The 18,343-nt window shown below is 59.0% G+C and carries 16 protein-coding genes; 8 read left to right on the top strand and 8 right to left on the bottom strand.

Annotation, left to right across the window (positions count from 1 at the left end; genetic code table 11):
* Nucleotides 1-87 precede the first annotated feature (87 nt).
* The 3 genes from QYQ99_RS23275 to QYQ99_RS23265 all read right to left on the bottom strand — a co-directional run bounded on the left by QYQ99_RS23275 (nt 88) and on the right by QYQ99_RS23265 (nt 2,135).
* The gene (locus QYQ99_RS23275; RefSeq protein WP_302090216.1) at nt 88-438 is read right to left on the bottom strand and encodes a Rieske (2Fe-2S) protein; all 351 of its coding nucleotides are present in this window, start codon (nt 436-438) and stop codon (nt 88-90) included.
* Nucleotides 407-1,063 carry a DsbA family protein gene (locus QYQ99_RS23270; protein WP_302090215.1) on the bottom strand — a complete coding sequence of 219 codons (657 nt, stop codon included), beginning with the start codon at nt 1,061-1,063 and terminating at the stop codon, nt 407-409. Before QYQ99_RS23270 ends, QYQ99_RS23275 begins: the two co-directional genes overlap by 32 nt.
* Before the next feature lie 91 nt (nt 1,064-1,154).
* Nucleotides 1,155-2,135, bottom strand: a complete 981-nt coding sequence (locus QYQ99_RS23265; RefSeq protein ID WP_302090214.1) for a quinone oxidoreductase family protein — start codon at nt 2,133-2,135, stop codon at nt 1,155-1,157.
* A gap of 484 nt (nt 2,136-2,619) precedes the next feature.
* On the opposite strand from QYQ99_RS23265, the gene QYQ99_RS23260 reads away from it, so the two are divergent.
* Nucleotides 2,620-4,440 carry an acyl-CoA dehydrogenase gene (locus QYQ99_RS23260; RefSeq protein WP_302090213.1) on the top strand — a complete coding sequence of 607 codons (1,821 nt, stop codon included), beginning with the start codon at nt 2,620-2,622 and terminating at the stop codon, nt 4,438-4,440.
* 221 nt (nt 4,441-4,661) lie between these two features.
* On the opposite strand, the gene QYQ99_RS23255 is transcribed toward QYQ99_RS23260, so the two are convergent.
* The 5 genes from QYQ99_RS23255 to QYQ99_RS23235 all read right to left on the bottom strand — a co-directional run bounded on the left by QYQ99_RS23255 (nt 4,662) and on the right by QYQ99_RS23235 (nt 11,701).
* Nucleotides 4,662-4,886, bottom strand: coding sequence for a hypothetical protein (locus QYQ99_RS23255; RefSeq protein WP_302090212.1), 225 nt, complete (start codon nt 4,884-4,886; stop codon nt 4,662-4,664).
* Between the two features lie 196 nt (nt 4,887-5,082).
* The gene (locus QYQ99_RS23250) at nt 5,083-5,301 is read right to left on the bottom strand and encodes a hypothetical protein (protein ID WP_302090211.1); all 219 of its coding nucleotides are present in this window, start codon (nt 5,299-5,301) and stop codon (nt 5,083-5,085) included.
* Between the two features lie 674 nt (nt 5,302-5,975).
* A complete protein-coding gene (locus QYQ99_RS23245; RefSeq protein ID WP_302090210.1) occupies nt 5,976-6,455 on the bottom strand; it encodes a hypothetical protein in 480 nt (159 codons plus the stop codon).
* A 955-nt stretch (nt 6,456-7,410) separates the two neighbouring features.
* The gene (locus QYQ99_RS23240) at nt 7,411-10,131 is read right to left on the bottom strand and encodes an RHS repeat-associated core domain-containing protein (protein ID WP_302090209.1); all 2,721 of its coding nucleotides are present in this window, start codon (nt 10,129-10,131) and stop codon (nt 7,411-7,413) included.
* Between the two features lie 25 nt (nt 10,132-10,156).
* Nucleotides 10,157-11,701: a DUF6531 domain-containing protein gene (locus tag QYQ99_RS23235; RefSeq protein WP_302090208.1), complete on the bottom strand. Its 1,545-nt coding sequence runs from the start codon at nt 11,699-11,701 to the stop codon at nt 10,157-10,159.
* Between the two features lie 633 nt (nt 11,702-12,334).
* Here QYQ99_RS23235 and QYQ99_RS28390 point away from each other — a divergent pair.
* Genes QYQ99_RS28390 through QYQ99_RS23200 form a run of 7 tightly spaced genes read left to right on the top strand, consistent with a single transcriptional unit; the run spans nt 12,335 to nt 18,339 of the window.
* Complete coding sequence (locus tag QYQ99_RS28390) at nt 12,335-13,024, top strand: lytic transglycosylase domain-containing protein (protein ID WP_367882823.1); 690 nt, start codon at nt 12,335-12,337, stop codon at nt 13,022-13,024.
* Between the two features lie 5 nt (nt 13,025-13,029).
* On the top strand, nt 13,030-13,461 hold the full coding sequence (gene gspG, locus QYQ99_RS23225; protein ID WP_302090207.1) for a type II secretion system major pseudopilin GspG: 432 nt from the start codon (nt 13,030-13,032) through the stop codon (nt 13,459-13,461).
* 11 nt (nt 13,462-13,472) lie between these two features.
* Entirely contained in the window at nt 13,473-14,675 is a 1,203-nt protein-coding gene (locus QYQ99_RS23220) for a type II secretion system F family protein (protein ID WP_302090206.1), read from the top strand.
* Nucleotides 14,672-16,357, top strand: a complete 1,686-nt coding sequence (locus tag QYQ99_RS23215; RefSeq protein WP_302090205.1) for a GspE/PulE family protein — start codon at nt 14,672-14,674, stop codon at nt 16,355-16,357. The genes QYQ99_RS23220 and QYQ99_RS23215 overlap by 4 nt, the downstream gene beginning before the upstream one ends.
* Nucleotides 16,338-17,162 (top strand): hypothetical protein, encoded by an 825-nt coding sequence (locus QYQ99_RS23210; protein WP_302090204.1) that lies wholly within the window; start codon nt 16,338-16,340, stop codon nt 17,160-17,162. Before QYQ99_RS23215 ends, QYQ99_RS23210 begins: the two co-directional genes overlap by 20 nt.
* Nucleotides 17,159-17,737, top strand: coding sequence for a hypothetical protein (locus QYQ99_RS23205; protein ID WP_302090203.1), 579 nt, complete (start codon nt 17,159-17,161; stop codon nt 17,735-17,737). The genes QYQ99_RS23210 and QYQ99_RS23205 overlap by 4 nt, the downstream gene beginning before the upstream one ends.
* A complete protein-coding gene (locus QYQ99_RS23200) occupies nt 17,728-18,339 on the top strand; it encodes a hypothetical protein (RefSeq protein WP_302090202.1) in 612 nt (203 codons plus the stop codon). The genes QYQ99_RS23205 and QYQ99_RS23200 overlap by 10 nt, the downstream gene beginning before the upstream one ends.
* Nucleotides 18,340-18,343: the final 4 nt, after the last annotated feature.

Raw genomic sequence — 18,343 nt, 5'->3', positions numbered from 1 at the left:
GAGGACATCCATCCTGAAACCATAGAAAAAGGCCCGCAGAGATAATCCGCAGGCCTTCTTCATCGCACATCAGCGCTCGATGGTTTATCAGCAGTTGTCAGGCGGTTTGAGCCAGAGCAGCCCCTCTCTGACAAGAACTTCGTAGAGAGGAATCGTCATCTGCGGCGATGCCGTGCATCTGCCGCTGCGGATATCAAACTTGAGCCCATGCGCGGGGCAGCTCAGCACATGGGCATCGCAGCTGCCACCGGCCATGGAGGCACCCGCATGCGGGCAACTGTTGTCCAGGGCATAGAACTCGCCTTCGACATTCAGCAGCAAGATGCTCTGGCCACCAGGCGTGAAGACCAGCTTTCGCCCGCCCGGCGGCAAATCCCGCACGGCGCCGGCAGCCAGCAATGCGGTATCAGGCGAAGATGCTGTCGGCAACACGAGCATGCTCCATGGCCCGCAGCAGCTCTGCGGGCGCCACAGCGCCCGTCACCTGCAGGCGCTGGTTGAACACCATATGCGGCACGCCACCGGCATGGCCCGCCTCGCTTTGGTAGCGCAGCGCATCAAAGCGGGAAGGATTCCAGTCCAGTGCTGCCGAGTGCGCCAGCTGCTGCAGCACCATGACCGAGCCTATATCGCGGCCCTGTACAAAGTAGGCGGCAAAGATGGACTCCACAAAGCGGATCATGGATTCGCCATCGAGCTGGGTCTGGGCGTAGTTGACCAACGCACAAACCAGGCGTGTGCTGGGGAAGGTTTCAATCAGCGCATGATTGATCTGCAGGCCCGCCGCATGGGCCGCCGAGCGCACCTGGGCACGGCGAACCTCCACGGCCCTGGGGCCGCCCAGCCTGGCTTCATAGAAAGCCTGATAAGGCACTCCATGCTCCGGGATCTGGGGCAGCAGAGTGTCTGCATGCCATTGAATTGCAAGCTGCTGGTCGGGATAGGCGACCTGCATCATCTCACGGGCAGCCAGCAGATTGCGCAGACCGATCCAGCACCAGGGGCAGATCAGGTCCAGCGAAAAGTCGACCTGCAATGTCGTTGCAGCGCAGCGTTGAGTCATGGCATTTATTTCTGTGGGCAATCACCAGGGTTGATGCAATAAGGGCTGAATGGCTCAGCCCTTTTCATACCGAAGTGCTGCCTTCGGTATCTCAGAGCGTGAAAATGGCCGATCCCACAATCTTGCGGGCTTCCAGATCGCGGTGAGCCTGCACGGCGTCTTCCAGCGCATAGCGCTTGCTGATATCCACCTTGATACGGCCTTCGGCCACATGGGCGAACAGCTCGTTGGCCAGCTCTGCACGCTCCGTGGGGTCGGCGATGTAATGCGCCGATGCGGGACGGGTCAGGAAAAGCGAGCCTTTGCCGGCCAGAATCTGCGGGTTGAATGGTGCAATGGAGCCCGAAGCCGTACCCAGACAGACCATCAGCCCGCGCACCTTCAGGCTGTTGAGCGAGCCCTCGAACGTGTCCTTGCCCACGCTGTCGAAGACGGCATTCACGCCCACGCCGTCCGTCAGCTCACGCACGCGCTTGGCCACGTCCTCATGGCTGTAGTTGATGGTGTGAACACAGCCGTGGGCCTTGGCCACTTCAGCCTTGGCATCGCTGGAGACGGTGCCGATCACATTCAGGCCTTCCAGCTTTGCCCACTGCGACACCAGCAGACCCACGCCACCGGCCGCAGCATGCAGCAAGATGGTGTCGCCCTTCTTGAAGTCCCAGATCCGACGCATCAGGTAAGCCGCCGTCAGTCCACGCATGGTGATGGCTGCTGCGGTTTCAAAGCTGATGCTGTCAGGCAGACGGATCAGGGGAGCCGCAGAAATCAGGCGCTCCGTGGCGTAAGCGCCGATGGTGTTCAGTGCGCCGGTATAGGTCACGCGGTCGCCGACCTTGAAATCCGCCACGCCGTCGCCCACGGCCGTGATCGTGCCGCAAGCCTCGCTGCCCACGCCTGCAGGCAAAGGAGCGGGATACAGACCGGAGCGGAAATAGGTATCGGCAAAGTTCAAGGCCACAGCGCCTTGCTTGAGGCGGACCTGACCAGGTCCGGGTTGGCCGACTTCAATGTCTTCCTGTCGCAACACCTCGGGGCCGCCCACTTCGTGATAACGGATTACTTTAGCCATACAAACTCCCAGTCAGATACCAATCGAAAGGTGATACGGCACACGGCCTCACCTCGAACAGAATCAATACGAATCAATGACTTAAGCCATATCCCCGGTATTCCTCCATTCAGACTGGACTGAATTTATGGGAGTTCGTCTTCAGGACATTTCCCGAGAGCGCCGCTCTCTTGTCTTTACGCGACAGTACGGGTAAATACCAGGCATAAAAAGTTAACCTCAAAGTTTCTCTTTGATTGAAAGCTTGCCGCAAGCGTTGGCCACCATATTGCGCGTCTGCGACTGCGACAAACCCGTCCCAGCCTCTAGAATCATTCCGTTTACGTAAACGTCAAACCAATGCGAGGGCCAGGCATTCTTGCCAGGCGCCGGACATGAAGTCGAGGGAAGCCCCTGCCGTCCGTGGCAGGCAACATCCCCAACAATCCAAGGCACAACCCAGGTCTGGCTGCCAGCCGGGCCAGCATTCAAGGAAACAGAGACGATGACTTACAAAGCGCCCATCAAAGACATGCTGTTCGACATGGAGCATCTGGCCCAGATCGAGCAGGTCGCCCAGATTCCCGGCTTTGAAGATGCGGGGCTGGAAACCGCGCAGGCCGTTCTCGAAGAATGCGCCAAGCTTTGCGAAGGCGTGGTCGCTCCCCTGAATGTTCCCGGCGACCTCAATCCCTCTTCCTTCAAGGATGGTGTGGTCACCACCACGCCCGGCTTCGCCGATGCCTTCAAGCAGTACGCCGAAGGCGGCTGGCAGGGTCTGCAGCACCCTGCCGACTTCGGCGGCCAGGGCCTGCCCAAGACCATTGGCGCGGCCTGCATCGAGATGCTCAACAGCGCCAACCTGAGTTTTGCCCTGTGCCCGCTGCTGACCGACGGCGCCATCGAGGCACTGCTGACTGCGGGCAGCGACGAGCTCAAGTCCACCTACCTGGAAAAGCTGGTCACCGGCGAGTGGACCGGCACCATGAACCTGACCGAGCCCCAGGCCGGCTCCGACCTGGCCCTGGTGCGCACCAGGGCCGAGCCTCAGGGCGACGGCAGCTACAAGGTCTTCGGCACCAAGATCTTCATCACCTATGGCGAGCACGATATGGCGGACAACATCGTCCACCTGGTGCTGGCCCGCGTGGCCGGCGCTCCCGAAGGCGTCAAGGGGATCAGCCTGTTTGTCGTGCCCAAGTTCCTCGTGAACCAGGACGGCTCCTTGGGCAAGCGCAACGATGTGCACTGCGTCAGCATCGAGCACAAGATGGGCATCAAGGCCTCGCCCACGGCCGTGCTGCAATTTGGCGACGGCACGGCGGCGAGCATTGCAGACAGCACCGGCCCCGGCGCTGTGGGCTACCTCGTGGGCGAGGAAAACCGCGGTCTCGAATACATGTTCATCATGATGAACGCCGCGCGCTATGCCGTGGGCCTGCAGGGTCTGGCCGTGGCCGAGCGGGCCTACCAGCACGCCGTGGCCTATGCCAAGGAACGCGTGCAAAGCCGCCCCGTCGACGGCTCGGTCAAGGCCAGCGCCACCATCATTCACCACCCCGATGTGCGCCGCATGCTGATGACCATGCGTGCCAGCAACGAGGGCTGCCGCGCCATGGCCACCACGGCGGCTGCCGCCTACGATGCCGCCCACCACCACCCGGACGCCGAAGTGCGCCAGGCCAACCAGACCTTCTATGAATTCATGGTGCCCCTGGTCAAGGGCTACAGCACCGAGATGAGCCTGGAAGTCACCAGCCTGGGCGTGCAGGTGCATGGCGGCATGGGCTTCATCGAGGAAACCGGCGCCGCCCAGTACTACCGCGACGCCAAGATCCTGACCATCTATGAGGGCACGACCGCCATCCAGGCCAATGACCTGGTCGGCCGCAAGACCGCGCGTGATGGCGGCCTGACCGCCAAGGCCATTGCCGCCCAGATCGAGAAGACCGAAGCAGCTCTCATTGCCAGCGGCACCGATGCGGCCAAGGCCGTTGCCAGGAATCTGGCCCAGGCCCGCCAGGCCTTTGTACAGGTGGTGGACTTCATCGTGGCCAAGGCCAAGGCCGACCCCAATGCCGCCTATGCCGGAAGCGTCCCCTATCTGATGCTCACCGGCAATCTGGTCGCAGGCTGGCAGCTGGGCCGCTCGGTGCTGGCTGCGCAGGAGCTGTTGTCCAAGGGCCAGGACACGGCCTTCATGCAGGCCAAGCTGGCCACGGCACAGTTCTATGCCGAACATATCCTGACCCGCGTGCCCGGCCAGGCCGATGCCGTGATCAACGGCGCCGCCAGCGTGATGGCATTGCCCATGGATCTGTTCTGAGCCTGCACCTGAAGGCGGGGCGGCAATGCCCTGCCCCATCGTGAAATGCATGGAAATAGCGGCCAGCGCTTATGGATAAAGCGCTGGCCGCTATTTTTTTGAATCTCTAGAACGCACCTGGGCCAGTTGCCAGGCAGACTCCGGGGCCATCGCTCACGCGGGCAAATACTCGCCTCGGGTGGAATGAGCGATCTGTGCAACCCAGGAAGTGAAGCCATGGGCTACGGCAGCGCAATCATCCGGGACCTGACAGTTATCGTCATGCTGGGCTTGCAATGGATCTGTGGTGAGAGACCATCAATGCCTTGCAATCGGTAATGGCTCACCCACGTTCGGATCTTCTCCTCCGGCACAGACCATGGCCGCGCCAGCAACTTCGCTCCACCCTCACCAGCCAAGAAACTCCTGACGCCTGCGAGTTTGAATTCTGTTTGGTACTTCTTCATGGAACTCCTGAGTGTTTGTCCAACTCCTTGGGTCAGTTCAAACTCGGGGCGATTCATAGCGCCCAAACACTCAGCGGCGAAAAGAAGAAGCCACCCGAACCCCATAGCTTTAGCGGCTGGCTGGGGTAGCGGGTGGCTTTCTTGGTGAGTAATAGACCTCAGTGCGGACTACCTCAGATCTGGGTCGCACACGGCATCACGGCTTCGGCCTCTTCCAAATGGCATAGGCAACAATTGCGACTCCCATCAGGAACCATGATATGCCTCCCGCTAAGAACTCGTAGTCCTTGGGAAGAAGCCACTTGAGCACGTTGTCTAACCAGCAACTCGTGCTGCACATTCGCTGACCGCTCATCATGAGAGCCAGTCCAATTGCTATGGCTGTGAGCCCAATTCCAATTTCGACCTTATTCATAGGGCAGTCCTGTTAGCGAATGATGGAGCGCAACATGCCGCCTAATTGGCCACCACTGTTGCGATATTTTCCAATCGTGTCTAGCGCACTGTTCCGATCGGCACTGGGCGCATTAAACACTGGGCCGAGATTTGTTTGGGTGCACTTGCATCCGCTTGGGGCGTCATCTTGGTGATAAGCCGCAGGCAAGAAAGCAGTCGGAGATTTCCCAGGAGTACAAGAGTTTTCACTGCACTCCCTGCGGATCACTTCGAGATGGAAATCAACAGCCCTCAGCTTCTCAAGGCTCGATACCCCCTCGTCCTCCGTCCAATACAGCGCCGCAGCCTGCACAGGGTCTGCACCGGCGCTTGGTCCGCGCCTCAATGCTGCCTGCTGTCCTGCGGCAGCGGCTCTACACGCTTCGATATTCAGTCAAGCTTGTTACCACAATTTGCGCACTCGCTCGACGAGAAGCTTCGGAAGATGGCGAGCGCGGTTGCGCCGCTTGGCGGCGCCAACGGATGACCGCAGTGAAGGCAGCTAACGCGCTTGAGTCGCCAACTCCAGAAGAGAACATTCACGAAAAACAGAACCACAAAGGCCTCATGGACATAGAGGCTCAGAATGGCGATTAGAAAGCAAGATGCCACGAACAGCGCTAGCGAGGCTCGGTACTTTACGAGGGGGCCCATTTACGCCTCACTAACGGCCGAGAACGCGTTCGAACAGTCGGCCGAATGCCTCGCCCAAACTCCAGGCACCTGTAGCTGAATACGTAAGCGAACTGCCAATTTTTGACCCTCCGCCGAACTTGGGGCCACAATTTGCGCACCAGCGGAAGGTTCGACCACCACCAACTCCAAACTACCGGCCTCGCATGCTGCGCACCACTCGCGTCGTCGCGCTTCACTTAACCCAGATTCAGCATCAGGCAAGCTGGTTACCCACAGCAGCCATCGCTCAAGTACCTCTTTCGAGAGCTGCCCACTTGACGACCGAAGAACGCGGCTGACTACGTTCTGCAAAGTCATTGCCTCGCTGCGGAAAGCTTTCAGCCCATAAAACTCAACAGCGCGCAGAACGCCATCCTCTTGCCGCAGACTGAGCCGAGCAAGGCCGCTCAGCCTATCAACAGCAACGGCAATGACTTCCGCGTCGTGGAGTTGAACCATCTCTTGCTCTTGCATCTTTATCCCTCAGGTCCACGCCCTTGCAGCCAAGGGCTAATCGACACACCAGGTCCGCGAACCGGCTGGCCGTTAGGGCCACGCCCCCAGTTGTGCCCGTGCGGAACGCCTTGCCCATGGTTGTGGTCCCAATCAATGTCGTACTCAGGTTTCCCGTCCGTGCCGTACTTACGCTCTTGGCCCTGCCAGGGTTCACATGAGACGAGTCTGGCTCCCCGCTATTCGGGGTTTTTGTGCCCTCGTTGAAGGTGCAAACACCTGCAAGCAGGCATGCTTGGGGCATCACCCAGATCGCCGACTACGTCGCCGTCCGGGTTACACACTTCACCGGTTTGAGGATTAACCTCGTACTTGTCGCGACCACGCCCCTTATCGCTCTGCTTGACTCCATGAAAGCGGCCACGAGCGTCATTCGGATCGATGCCGCTATTCCTTCCCCATTGTTCTGCACCTTTGTCCCCAGGAATGAATCCTGGAGGCAGCCCAGAACTCATGAGGCGATCCAGTCCCATCAAAGCTCCCGCACCGACAACTCCTACAGCAATCTCAGTCGCCGTAATGCCGCCCGCCACAAGCGGCATTGCCAAACAGAAGGGGCAAAGGCCACGCGGGTCCGCCCAAGTCAATGGATTGCCATTGACATAGCCAAATGTATTAGTTCCGCCGAGTAACTAGACTCATGCAAAATTCTTAAATCCGTTGATCTACTGATTGGGCTCTCGACACTCGCAATCACTGCGGGCATCTTTGCCGAAATCTTTTGGCGTTAGAGGCCCTCGATAAACAAGAACGCCATCTTTATTAAAGGAAGCACATTTCTTAGTACATGCCTGTTGTGCAGTGGGAACGTCTCTTGCCAAATATGCAATCAGCCATGGCGCACCGCCTATCACAGTCAAGACAGCAACTACTACTAAGTTCCTCCGTCCATTTGTGGTCACTACCGATCCTCCACAAGTTTCCATGCCACGCATCGCATTGGCCTCATCTCAGGTCCTCCCCAATTTGAGCGGCAAATATTTCCTCTTGGATTTGGTGGGGATATGCCCTCCCATTTTTCACAGACCTGCCCTAGTCTAGGCATGCTCCAAGGGTAGTTTATTCCCACATAATGTCCAGGCAATCCCTGTGTTGGATTCGGTAGATTGGTGAATTGCTGAAGAATTGATCTGTCGCTCGGATAGCCGCCATTTTCGGAGGCGGTAGGAGCCCCAGCTGGAATTGAGCCACCACTACGGTTAATTTCGCGCGTACTCGGGATGTACCCGGGACGACCATACGGCGATGATGGACTACCTCCCCGCTGCAAGCCGAGTGGGTCAACAAACATCAATGGGTTTGCATCCACATAGGCAAAAGTATTAGTTCCGCCCAGTAACCCGATCGGATCGCTCTGAACATAGCGCCCTGTCTCCGGATCGTAGTCCCGGAAGTAGTTGTAGTTCAAACCAGTTTCATCATCACGAATCTGCCCAGGAAACCGCAGGGCGATGTGCGTGTGGCTCCCATCTCCATCCGGATCTGTTGCAGCATCGCGGTCACCGAAGGCCTGCGTCTCCGGCAACTGCCAGACCACCGCCTGCCCTCCATTGGTGGCGTGCCTCGGCGTGTCAAGGTGGTCTGCATGGAGGTAGATAGTCTCCAGATTCCCGGCAGCTCCAGCCGCATCATGGGTCACATTCAGCACAGCCACCGGAAGTGAGCCAATCCAAACGAAGTATTCAGACTTCGACGGCGCACCCGAGTTCCCATATGCTGTGCTGCCCAGCAATTGGCCGGAGAGATCGTACAGATAGGTGGTGGTACCTGCAGGCGTGATTTTGTGGGTGCGCTGCCCCAGCCCGTTGTAGATGAACGAGGCTACTACTGCACCATCGATGGATACGGACGCCAATCGCCCTTGCGCATCATGGACGAGTATGCGATTGGCCCGATCCTGCGCGAGATTGCCGGCAGCATCAGATGACACAACTTGACCGTCGATAGCCGTCAGTCTGTTGCTGTCGATGGCGTAGCTGTAGTTCACGGACACAGGCGCACTCCCGGCCGCGGTAGTGGTCTTGCGGACACGATTCCCGACGGAATCGTATTCATAGCCGGTGACCTCGCCACCGTCGCTGCTGCTGATCAGCCGATCCAGCTCGTCATACCCGAAACTGAGCGGTGTGCCTGAAGCCGATGCGATCCCTGTGATGTTCCCCTCAGCATCATAGGAATACGTTCCATCCAACGTGGTTCCCACACTGTGGGTCACAAGCCGAAAGTCCTGATCAAAAGTTCGGCTCAAGATCAGACCGTTACCCCATGTGAGCGCGTTGAGAGGACCGAAGGGGAGATAGGTCGCCCCGCTCACCAAATGAACCGGAGCGCCGCTGCCGACTTGCGCCGAGGCCCCAGTAAGCTGCCCTGCCGAATTGCGCGAGTATTGGATCTTGACCCCGCCTGGGTAGTCGATGGAGGTGACCCGGTTTGCAGCGTCATACCCGTATGCCAATGCCTCGGTCCGATTGGCACCGCCCAGCGCAGTCTGCCGGACCTGGCCGACCACATTGCCCCGCGCGTCATAGACATACCGCAGGGAGCCACTGGCATCAGTAACACCCGTTAGGTACCCAACGCCAAGGTTGCCTCCAGTGATGTCGTCATAGCTGAACTGCGTTGCCAGGCCAGGCGCGGAGGGCCAGGCCTTCGACGTGATGCGATTGAGCGCGTCGTAGGTTCTGGTGCTGACCACGCCGCGTGCATCAGTGAACTGCACGACATTGCCAGCGGAATCGTGGATGAAGGCTGATGCCCCCGTGTCCGGACTGGCAAGCGCAGTGCGGTTCCCAAACCCGTCGTGGGTGTAGCTGGTGGTCAATCCACGGGCATCGGTTACCTGGCTCACATTGTCTGCGGAGTCATAGCCCGTTGCTGTCACGCCATTGAGCGGGTCCGTGACGCTGACAAGCCTGTCCAGGGCATCGTACGCAAGGGTGCTCGTTCTCCCGAGCGCATTGGTGGTGCTGGCGACGTTGCTATTTGCGTCATAGGCGACATGGCTGGTTTGGGAATTTGCTCCAATCGTGCGCAACAGGCGGCCGAGCTCGTCGTACACCCACTGCTGCTGGCGCACGATCGTTCCCGGTCTACTCTTGACATTCTCGGAGGTTCGAGCCCCAAGTGCGTCCAAGACGTACTCCGTTCGCTCACCGAGGTTGTTCTCGATGGCGATCAGACGTCGTGCGTTGTCCCAGGTGTGCTCCAGCCAGCTACCGTCCCCTTGGGTAATGCGGGTGATGTCTCCGGTGGCGTTGTAGGTAAAGCTTGTCGTTGAGCCCCCCTTGGAGACTGAAGCCAGCCACCCCCGTGGCGTGTAGCTCAGCGTGGTGACGATGCCGTTGGGGTCAGTCACGGTCTGAGGGCTGCCGAAGCTATCGAAGTTGGAGAGGCTCGTGGCTTGTCCAAGCGCATTGAGAACCTGGCTCTGGTTTCCTGCAGCGTCATAGACGTAGGTAGATGCGTCGCTCATCTCGGTACGAGGGCCTTGAGACGAGATGAGTTGACCGGCTGGCGAATACCCGTAAGTCCACGTACGGGTCGCAGCCAATGCGCCCTCTGCGGCAAAAACTGCGGTGACGGCAAATGCCAGCGCGTGCTGGACGAATTTACGATTTACCATGGATTCCTCCCTGTTTCTGGACGGCTCAGTCATTAATGGTTCTGGTCAGGAGTCGTCCCTGAGCGTCATAGGTGAACGTTGTCGTGTTCTCAGGCTTCACGATCTGCGTGATCAAAGGCAAGGTGGCATGCCAGGTTGTCGCGATTGATCGTGCGCTTGGCGTGCCGCTGGCCTCAACGCGCAAGGTTTCGAGTCCACGATCGTTGTATTGATAAGTCGTCACATTCCCGTTGTTATCAGTCTTGGACGCTGGCAACCCCCTCACATCGTGTGTGTAGGTCGAGTTACTCATGGGGCAGTTCGCGGTCGGTTCGCCGACGACTTGAGTGATCCGACGCACGCCGTCGATCACCGCGAAGTGGTAGGTCGTAGGCTTGCCCAGTGCATTGGTCACCGTGGTGGTGCCGTCTACGTTGTAGGCCACCGTTGTCGCCTCGGCACCATCGGCATGTGTGCTCGAGGTCGGGCGGCCCTGCGAGTCATATGTCCAGGTTGCAAATCGGATGCCCCGCTCATCGGTGATGCCAGTAAGCAGCCGCGGGTAGAGCGAGTTTTCGTAGTGATACGTCCTGATCTTGATATCAGCACCCATCGTGCTCGTGACGGACTGGAGGAGTTGTCGGGCGCCAAACGAGTAGGAGAGCGTTGCACCTGGCGCAGTCATTGAAACGGGCTGCAGGCGACTGTCCTCGGTGAATGCCAGGCTGTTGCCATAGTCATCGGAAACCGTGACTCCGCCGGAGGCGGCATACACCAAGCTATGCGACTGACCAACTGCATTGGTCTGCTTCGTCAGGCGCCCGACCGAGTTGAACTCATACACCTCATTGCCCACAGCTACATAGCGGTAGCCGCTGGCAGTCTGGGACAGGCTTCCGAGTTCGGTAGACTCCTTCGTGAGCACCCCGCTTCCGCTGAAGACAGACTCTCTGCCATCAGCAAATATCAGCGTTGTGGAAGACGTCGTAATCCGCAGACGAGTCGAATACGAGTGAGTCCAGTCACCGCTTACGCTGTTGTAGTGGCGACTAAAACGCAGTGGGAAGCCTGAGTTTTTCCTCTCGTAGTCGGTCTCTTCTTGGTACTTGTTGCCAACTGAAAAATTGATGGGATTGCCGGCAACCGAGCAGGCCTGGTTGTTGCCAAGATCGTCCCGACCATTGCCCAAGGCCTTCGCCAGTTTTGGCGCTGGCGTTGCCGGCTCGTACAGGACGGTCATGTCGTCCGAAGCACTGCATCCGCCGACGCTGCCGGTGACTGACAAGCGGTTTTGGCCAACGCGCATCGTGACAGGCACTCCACGCCCCTCCAGAAAAGCCACAGCTGCAGTAAAGGATCCGGAGTAATTAAAGAATGGAACACCGTTCAATGTCGCCGTCACCGTACCTTGGTCGCCTAGTTGGGACTGCCCTCCACCGGTTCCGCTCACCACGATGTTTGGCGTACTTACTGTACTTCCACGTCCTGGCGAGGTAAATGTGAGTGAACACTGTGCATTCGCGCCAGCCGAATACCCATATAGAGAAAACGCTGCTGCAACTACAGCGCTCCATTTGTGGAAATATTGCATGATTCCAGACCCTCCTTATATGGCTAGTTAACCAGTGAAAACATATAGACGTGCCATTCCCTGGCCTATTTTCAGCCATGGATAAAGATGTGCTTAAGACTCCTCCCGAGCCCTGATTTGTGACAGATCGTCTCTGATTTTTTATTGAAAATGATGCTGTATACGCAGCGTGGCGCTGTGGTAGCTATTTTTATGCGCCAGCCCTTGATCGGGAGGTATCTAATGACCTATAAGGTCTAGATGCGTATTAGTCTGCAATTTATTATTGCCGCATTGCTTGCGAAAAACTTACACCATGCAATTGCTTCTTCATTTACCTCTCTTGCAATGCACTCGAAGTAGGACGGATTTACTATTCTTATTTTTTCGCAAAGGAGAAAATACTTAACCACAGTCAATCGATTGCATTAAATTCCTCTAAATATCTTTCTCACAAGCCGCGTGGCAGAAATGTGGGATAAATGGCGCGATATCTTGGTTTTTTGCATATTCAGCATCTGAATATCAACTAAATTGATGCTAGGATAGGGTTATCCTTGGGAGCTGACTAACAGCATGACTGCCATTTAATTGCATGGCTTTTCATAAAAAATAGCTACGGCAAACGACCGGAGTCCATTCAGAGGGGGATTAATGCACGTTTTCTCAGAATCGTTCCGTGTATCGGGGCCCCTATGCTGCCTTCAATACACGGCGAGGGCATTTCTGATTGCGGCAGTCTGGGCGGCAGCCACCGACGTGGCAGCCCAAGCGCATCCTCACCTGATGCTAGGCGTAGACGGTCAGCATCATTGGGCGAGCCACCCGACAGACAAGAATTTTCACCCCACGACACTTGGAGCCCGTAACTCCAGTCCAACAGACCCTGACGAAAGCCACATTGCGCGCTCCAGAGCGAGTTCTCACGGGATGGATTCGATCCGTAGACTAGCTGTGGCATCAGGCACTCGACATGGGGTCGACCCCGCATCTGTTCTCGCCTTGATCGAGGTGGAATCTAGATTCAACACCCATGCAGTGTCAGCAAAGGGGGCCCGTGGCCTCATGCAATTGATGCCCGCAACGGCCCTTCAATACGGGGTAACCACCGCGGCTGATTTGCACCGCCCCGAGGTCAATATCGATGCAGGCACCCGACATCTCAAGGTGCTTCTGACCCGGTACCAAAACAGTTGGCCGCTCGCTCTGGCGGCCTACAACGCTGGCGAAGGTGCCGTAGCTCGCAGTGATAGACGCATCCCGGGATTCCGGGAGACGCTGCTGTACGTGCCTTCCGTTCTCGCCAGCGCCGAGCGCTATCGCGTCACACTTCTCCCAAATTAATTGCCATGAAACTCCAACGCTCCGACCTCCGCGGCTTCACCCTGCTTGAGCTGCTTGTGGTGGTGGCCATCATCGGCCTGCTGGCCGCGTATGTCGGCCCGCGTTACTTCACGCAAATTGGACGCTCTGAACAGGCGGTGGCGAAGTCACAGATCGAAGGGTTCGCTAAGGCGCTGCATACCTACCGTGTCGATGTAGGCCAGTACCCAACGACACAGGAGGGACTGGAGGCGCTCATGCGTCCTCCTGCTGAATCTGCGGCCGCAGCAAAGTGGCGCGGCCCGTACCTGGAGAAGGCAGTGCCTCTGGATCCATGGTCCAAGCCTTACATTTACCGCAGTCCCGGCGATCAGAACCAGGACTTCGAACTCCTGAGCTACGGCAAGGACGGGCGCCCTGGCGGCACCGGTGACGCCGCAGACATCAGCAACAACTGAGGCCACGACTCGTGTCTGGCCAACGCTTCTTGGTGCGCGCGATGGATGCGAGCCAGCGTATTGTCGAAATCAAGATCGATGCGCTCGATGAGGCGGATCTCGAGCGCCAAGTCGCCACGCGCAACCTGGTCACTTTGACGTGCCGCGCCACGAGCCGCTCTCTCGGGTCATCTTTCGGCTCGCGAGCCGCGAAGTTTGACCTCTTGCTCTTCGTTCAGGAGCTCAATGCGCTGGTATCAGCCGGCCTGAGCATCACGGAAACGCTGGATACCCTCCTCGAACGCACGTCAACGGCTCAGGGGCAACTGGTGCTGCAGCGCCTGCTGGAGCATCTCAAGCAAGGCCTGCGCCTATCTCAGGCGATGCAGCAGCAGCCGGAGGTGTTTCCCCCCCTCCTCGTGGGCGTCATCCAGTCCTCCGAGGACACCAGCGACCTCCCCCGGGCATTGCTGCGCTACCTGCAGTACGAGACACAGTTGCAAGGCCTGCGGCACAAGATCACCAGCGCGGCCATCTATCCTGTGATTCTGATAAGCGTAGGGTCGCTCGTGGCCCTGTTCCTTCTGGGGTACGTGGTTCCGAAGTTTGCGGGGGTCTACCAAAACGGCTCACGCGAGTTGCCCGTCGCTTCCCACCTCTTGCTGCTCACGGGCCAATGGATCGCAGAGCACCGCGGTTTGACTTCTTCCGTTCTCGGGGCCGGCATTCTCGGGCTCGCTTGGAAGCTGTCGGAGCTGAAGAAATCCGGGCAATGGTGGCGGGTCCTTCGCTTCGTCCCTGGTGCCACACCACGGTTGGAAGTGCTGGAACTCTCGCGGCTCTACCTCACCATGAGCATGCTGCTGGAGGGCGGGTTGCCGATTGAACGGGCCATGCACCTCGCCTCCTCGGTCCTGATGCCGGCCCGGCAACTGCATTGGCAGAAGGTTCGGCACCAGGTCTATGAGGGCTCGTCGCTAACCTCGGCCATGGAGGCCCATGGTTTTTGCACCAACGTCGCCCAGCGTCTTCTTCGCGTTGGCGAACGCTCTGGGCAGATCGGAATGATGCTCGGCAAAGCCGCTGCCTTCTACGAATCGGAGACTGCGCGCTGGATTGAGCAGTTCACCAAGACCTTTGAACCCATCCTCATGGCCATCATCGGCATCGTGATCGGGCTGATCGTGATCCTTCTGTACATCCCCGTATTTGATTTGGCGGGCAGCATCCAATGAGTGATCTCGCCCACGCGTCCCTGGACGTCACCCGGCTGCATGAGCTGCGCCACACGGCAGCCAGCCGGAGCCTGGCACTCTCACAGTGCGTGTCTGACGAGCTGTCCATTCCTCTGCAACAAGCCACGGCACTGATCGCCGACACGTTCGGGATGGAGGTGGCGGATACGGCTCGGATGCAGCAGTGGACACCAGAGTTTGGGGCATGGCCCTTGATGCAGGCGCAACAGTTCCACGCCCTGTTGATGAGCAAGCCCGGGCGGGGGGACGTTTTGGCGATCATCACCGATCCATTTGACGATGTCTTGCTGAGCAAGCTTGAGCAAGCAGCTCGGCAGCCCGTCGAGCAGTTGCTCACCACGCGGGAAGACATCCACGCATACCTGCATCTGCAGGAGGGCTCCATGAAGGCCATGGACCAGCTCGAATCCGGCGCTGCAACTGCGGCCGATTCTACGGCTTTGATCGAGTCGCTCTCGCTGGCCAGCGTTGCGGAAGCTACCAGCCCTGCCGTCAAGTTGGTGAGTTCGACGCTCTACGACGCACTCAGATCCGGGGCAAGCGACGTCCACCTGGAGAGTACAGCGGCAGGCCTCGCCATCAAGTACCGGATCGACGGCGTACTGGATGAGATCAAGCAGTCCAGTGGCGTGGCTCTGGCAGAGCAGGTGATCTCTCGTATCAAGGTCGTTGCCAATCTCGACATCTCCGAGCGGCGTGTCCCACAGGACGGCAGCTTCCAGGTTCATGCCCAGGGCCGCCTGATCGATCTTCGCGTGTCGATTATGCCCAGCATCCACGGAGAAGATGCTGTGATCCGCATTTTGGACAAGCAGGCCATCATCGAGGCGCACGGCCGTCTGAGCCTGGATGCACTTGGCTTCGACAAGCACTCGATCGAGTTGCTGCGAGAGCTGACCCGGGCCGCCTACGGCATGCTGCTGGTGACGGGTCCGACAGGGTCAGGCAAGACTACCACGCTGTACGCATCACTGACCGAAACCAACTCGGGCCAGGAAAAGATCATCACGATCGAGGATCCCGTCGAGTACCAGCTCCCCGGGGTGCTTCAGATTCCGGTCAACGAGCGCAAGGGCCTGAGCTTCGCCCGGGGTCTGCGCTCCATCCTGCGCCACGATCCCGACAAGATCATGGTCGGGGAGATCCGGGACAAGGAAACCGCCGAGATTGCCATCCAGTCCGCGCTGACTGGCCACCTGGTGCTCACCACCGTTCACGCGAACAACGTGTTTGACGTGTTTGGCCGATTCACACACATGGGTCTGGATCCGTACGCGCTGGCTTCCGCGTTGAATGGCATCTGGGCGCAGCGTCTGATCCGGCTGAATTGCCCGAACTGCGCTCAACCCTATGAGCCCGAGGAAGCCGACTGGCGCGGACTCGAACGGGACCCGTCTGATCATCATCACTTCCGGTTCATGCGTGGGGTTGGCTGCGCACACTGCCGCGGAACCGGCTACAAGGGGCGCCGCGCGATCGCCGAGACGCTGCTGCTTGATGACGAGATGCGCGAGATGATCATTGGCGGCGCGCCGGTCAGGCAGATCAAGGAGCGCGCCAAGCTGAAAGGGTTCGCCACCTTGCAGGGTTCTGCCCTCGCCCTCGTGCGTGACGGACTGACGAGTTTGGAGGAGGTGCGGCGTGTCACGCTCTCTCTTTGAACGCAAGGGACCACAGCGCTCCGTCCTGGCCGCCCTCGGCAAGAGCGGCCTCGCCTGGCAGGTGGCTCTTGGAGCCGAGAGCGGTCCCATCGAGACCTCGGATTTCAGCGCAGGGTTCGCGCGGCTGGCCGTTCTGCAGCAGCGGATGCCCGTGCGCTGGGTCTGTGGCATCGAGCAAATGCCCCAGTGGCTGCAGATCGTTCCCGACGGAGTGCGCAGTTTGGGAGAGCTGCGCGCTGCAGCGTCCGCCAATGCACGCTATCGGCTGGGAACATTGCCTGGCGGTGCGACCTGGATCGCTGATGGCTACTGGTCTGCCAACGCGCCGTTCATCTGCCGAGCCATGAGTTCTGATCTCTTGGAGCATTTGGGCGCTCGCCCTTCGGTCACCTCCGTCCTCGAGGCCGGGCTGCAGTTGATGGACCGCAGTGCGTGCGCCCGTGATTCAGCCGGCGCTTGGCGCTGTGTCTCCAGTGCACATGAAGCCCACCTGCTGCATTACAGCGGCAAGCAATGCCAGCACCTGCGAAGCTTTCGTTTGCGGCAAGAACCGCAAGGCGGTGAAATTGGACGCGTTGTGCAGGCGGAATGGCGAAAAGAACGGGTGAGGTCCAACCTACTCGGCGATTCTCTAGAGTGGATCCATCTCGGGACGCTCGAAGAAGCATCAGTTCCTGATGGCCTCCAATGGGTGGATGCCCAGCTTCAGTCGCACCTTTCCCTAATTCCCCGGCCTGGAACAGACGGAGATGCTGTTCATCTGCTGAACGTCTTCAACGCGGTCACAACCTGGAGTTCCCCATGAAATGGGCCCGCTCCACGTTTCATTCCACTCTCCAATGGCAGCCTTGGGGTGCTGGAGAGCGCCGGGTATCCGCAGCCATCTTGTGGACTGCACTCTTGGGATCCATCGCTCTCCTCTCGTGGCTTGTGGTGGACCTCGCTGCAGTCCAAGCCGAGCGCGAGCGTCTTGCGACGGAGGCCTCGAAGGTTGACGAAAAGATCGCCTCCGCGCTCGGAACGCCCAAAATCACAGCATCTGGGGCGCAGCCATCCTCCGTCGACCGCGAAACACGTCGTGGGCTGAACCGGATGATCGGGCACCTCAATACGCCATGGCCCAGCATCCTGGATGCTCTTGAGCAAGCAACCCCACCGCACATTGCCCTGCTTCGCATTGAGCCAGAGAGCGGAAGCACGATCGCGATCGAAGCCGAGGCAAAGGTCATTGATCTGGTTGTTGCTTATGCAGGAGATCTGGCACATCGAGGGGTCTTCGGCGATGTCCGCTTGCAACGGCACATCACCAACGACCAGGACCCCAACCGGCCGGCGCGCCTGACCTTCAGCATTGCGCTGCGGGAGAGCCCATGGCGATGACACCGGGTCGAAACACTAACCTCCGGCTGGTGCTGGAAGTCTGGTTCTGGCGACAGGGCTGGGGAATCCCTGTGCTCGGGCTGTTGCTCACGGCCAGCGCCTTCGTGTACTGGCTTGCGATCGATGCCAAGCAGGCCCTTCGAGCGGACGACCAAACACTGCAATTGCAGAAGGGCCGGCTGACCAAGCTCGAGCAGTCGCAGCCCGCGGCCCCACCCATCGACCCAGAGCAGGAAACCCTGGCCGCCCTCAAGCAGATCGCGTATTCCGACATGGAAGTGAACGCGCTGATCCGCCGTGTGTATGCCATGGCGGCGGAGCATCAGGTCAGGATTACCGAAGCAGAGTATCGACTCACCACCCAGGGCTATGGCGGCTTCCATCAGCAGCAAATCATGCTGCCCGTGCAGGCCCCCTACCCCAGGATCAAGGCCTTGGCCCAGCAAATGCTTCGTGACTTCCCTGGCATGAGCATCGACCAATTGATGCTGCGCAGGGAAGATATTGCCCGCGACAAGCCGGAAGTCACCATCCGCGTCTCGTTCTGGGTCCTGCCGGGCAAGCCCTTGGTCACGGCTCCAGACAACCCGCCGACGCCGTGAGGAC

It is taken from the genome of Comamonas testosteroni, from assembly GCF_030505195.1.
In the GTDB taxonomy this organism is placed as follows: Bacteria; Pseudomonadota; Gammaproteobacteria; order Burkholderiales; family Burkholderiaceae_C; genus Comamonas; species Comamonas testosteroni_G.
The sequence above is the reverse complement of the archived record's forward strand: the minus strand, read 5'-3'. Positions and strand labels throughout refer to the sequence as shown.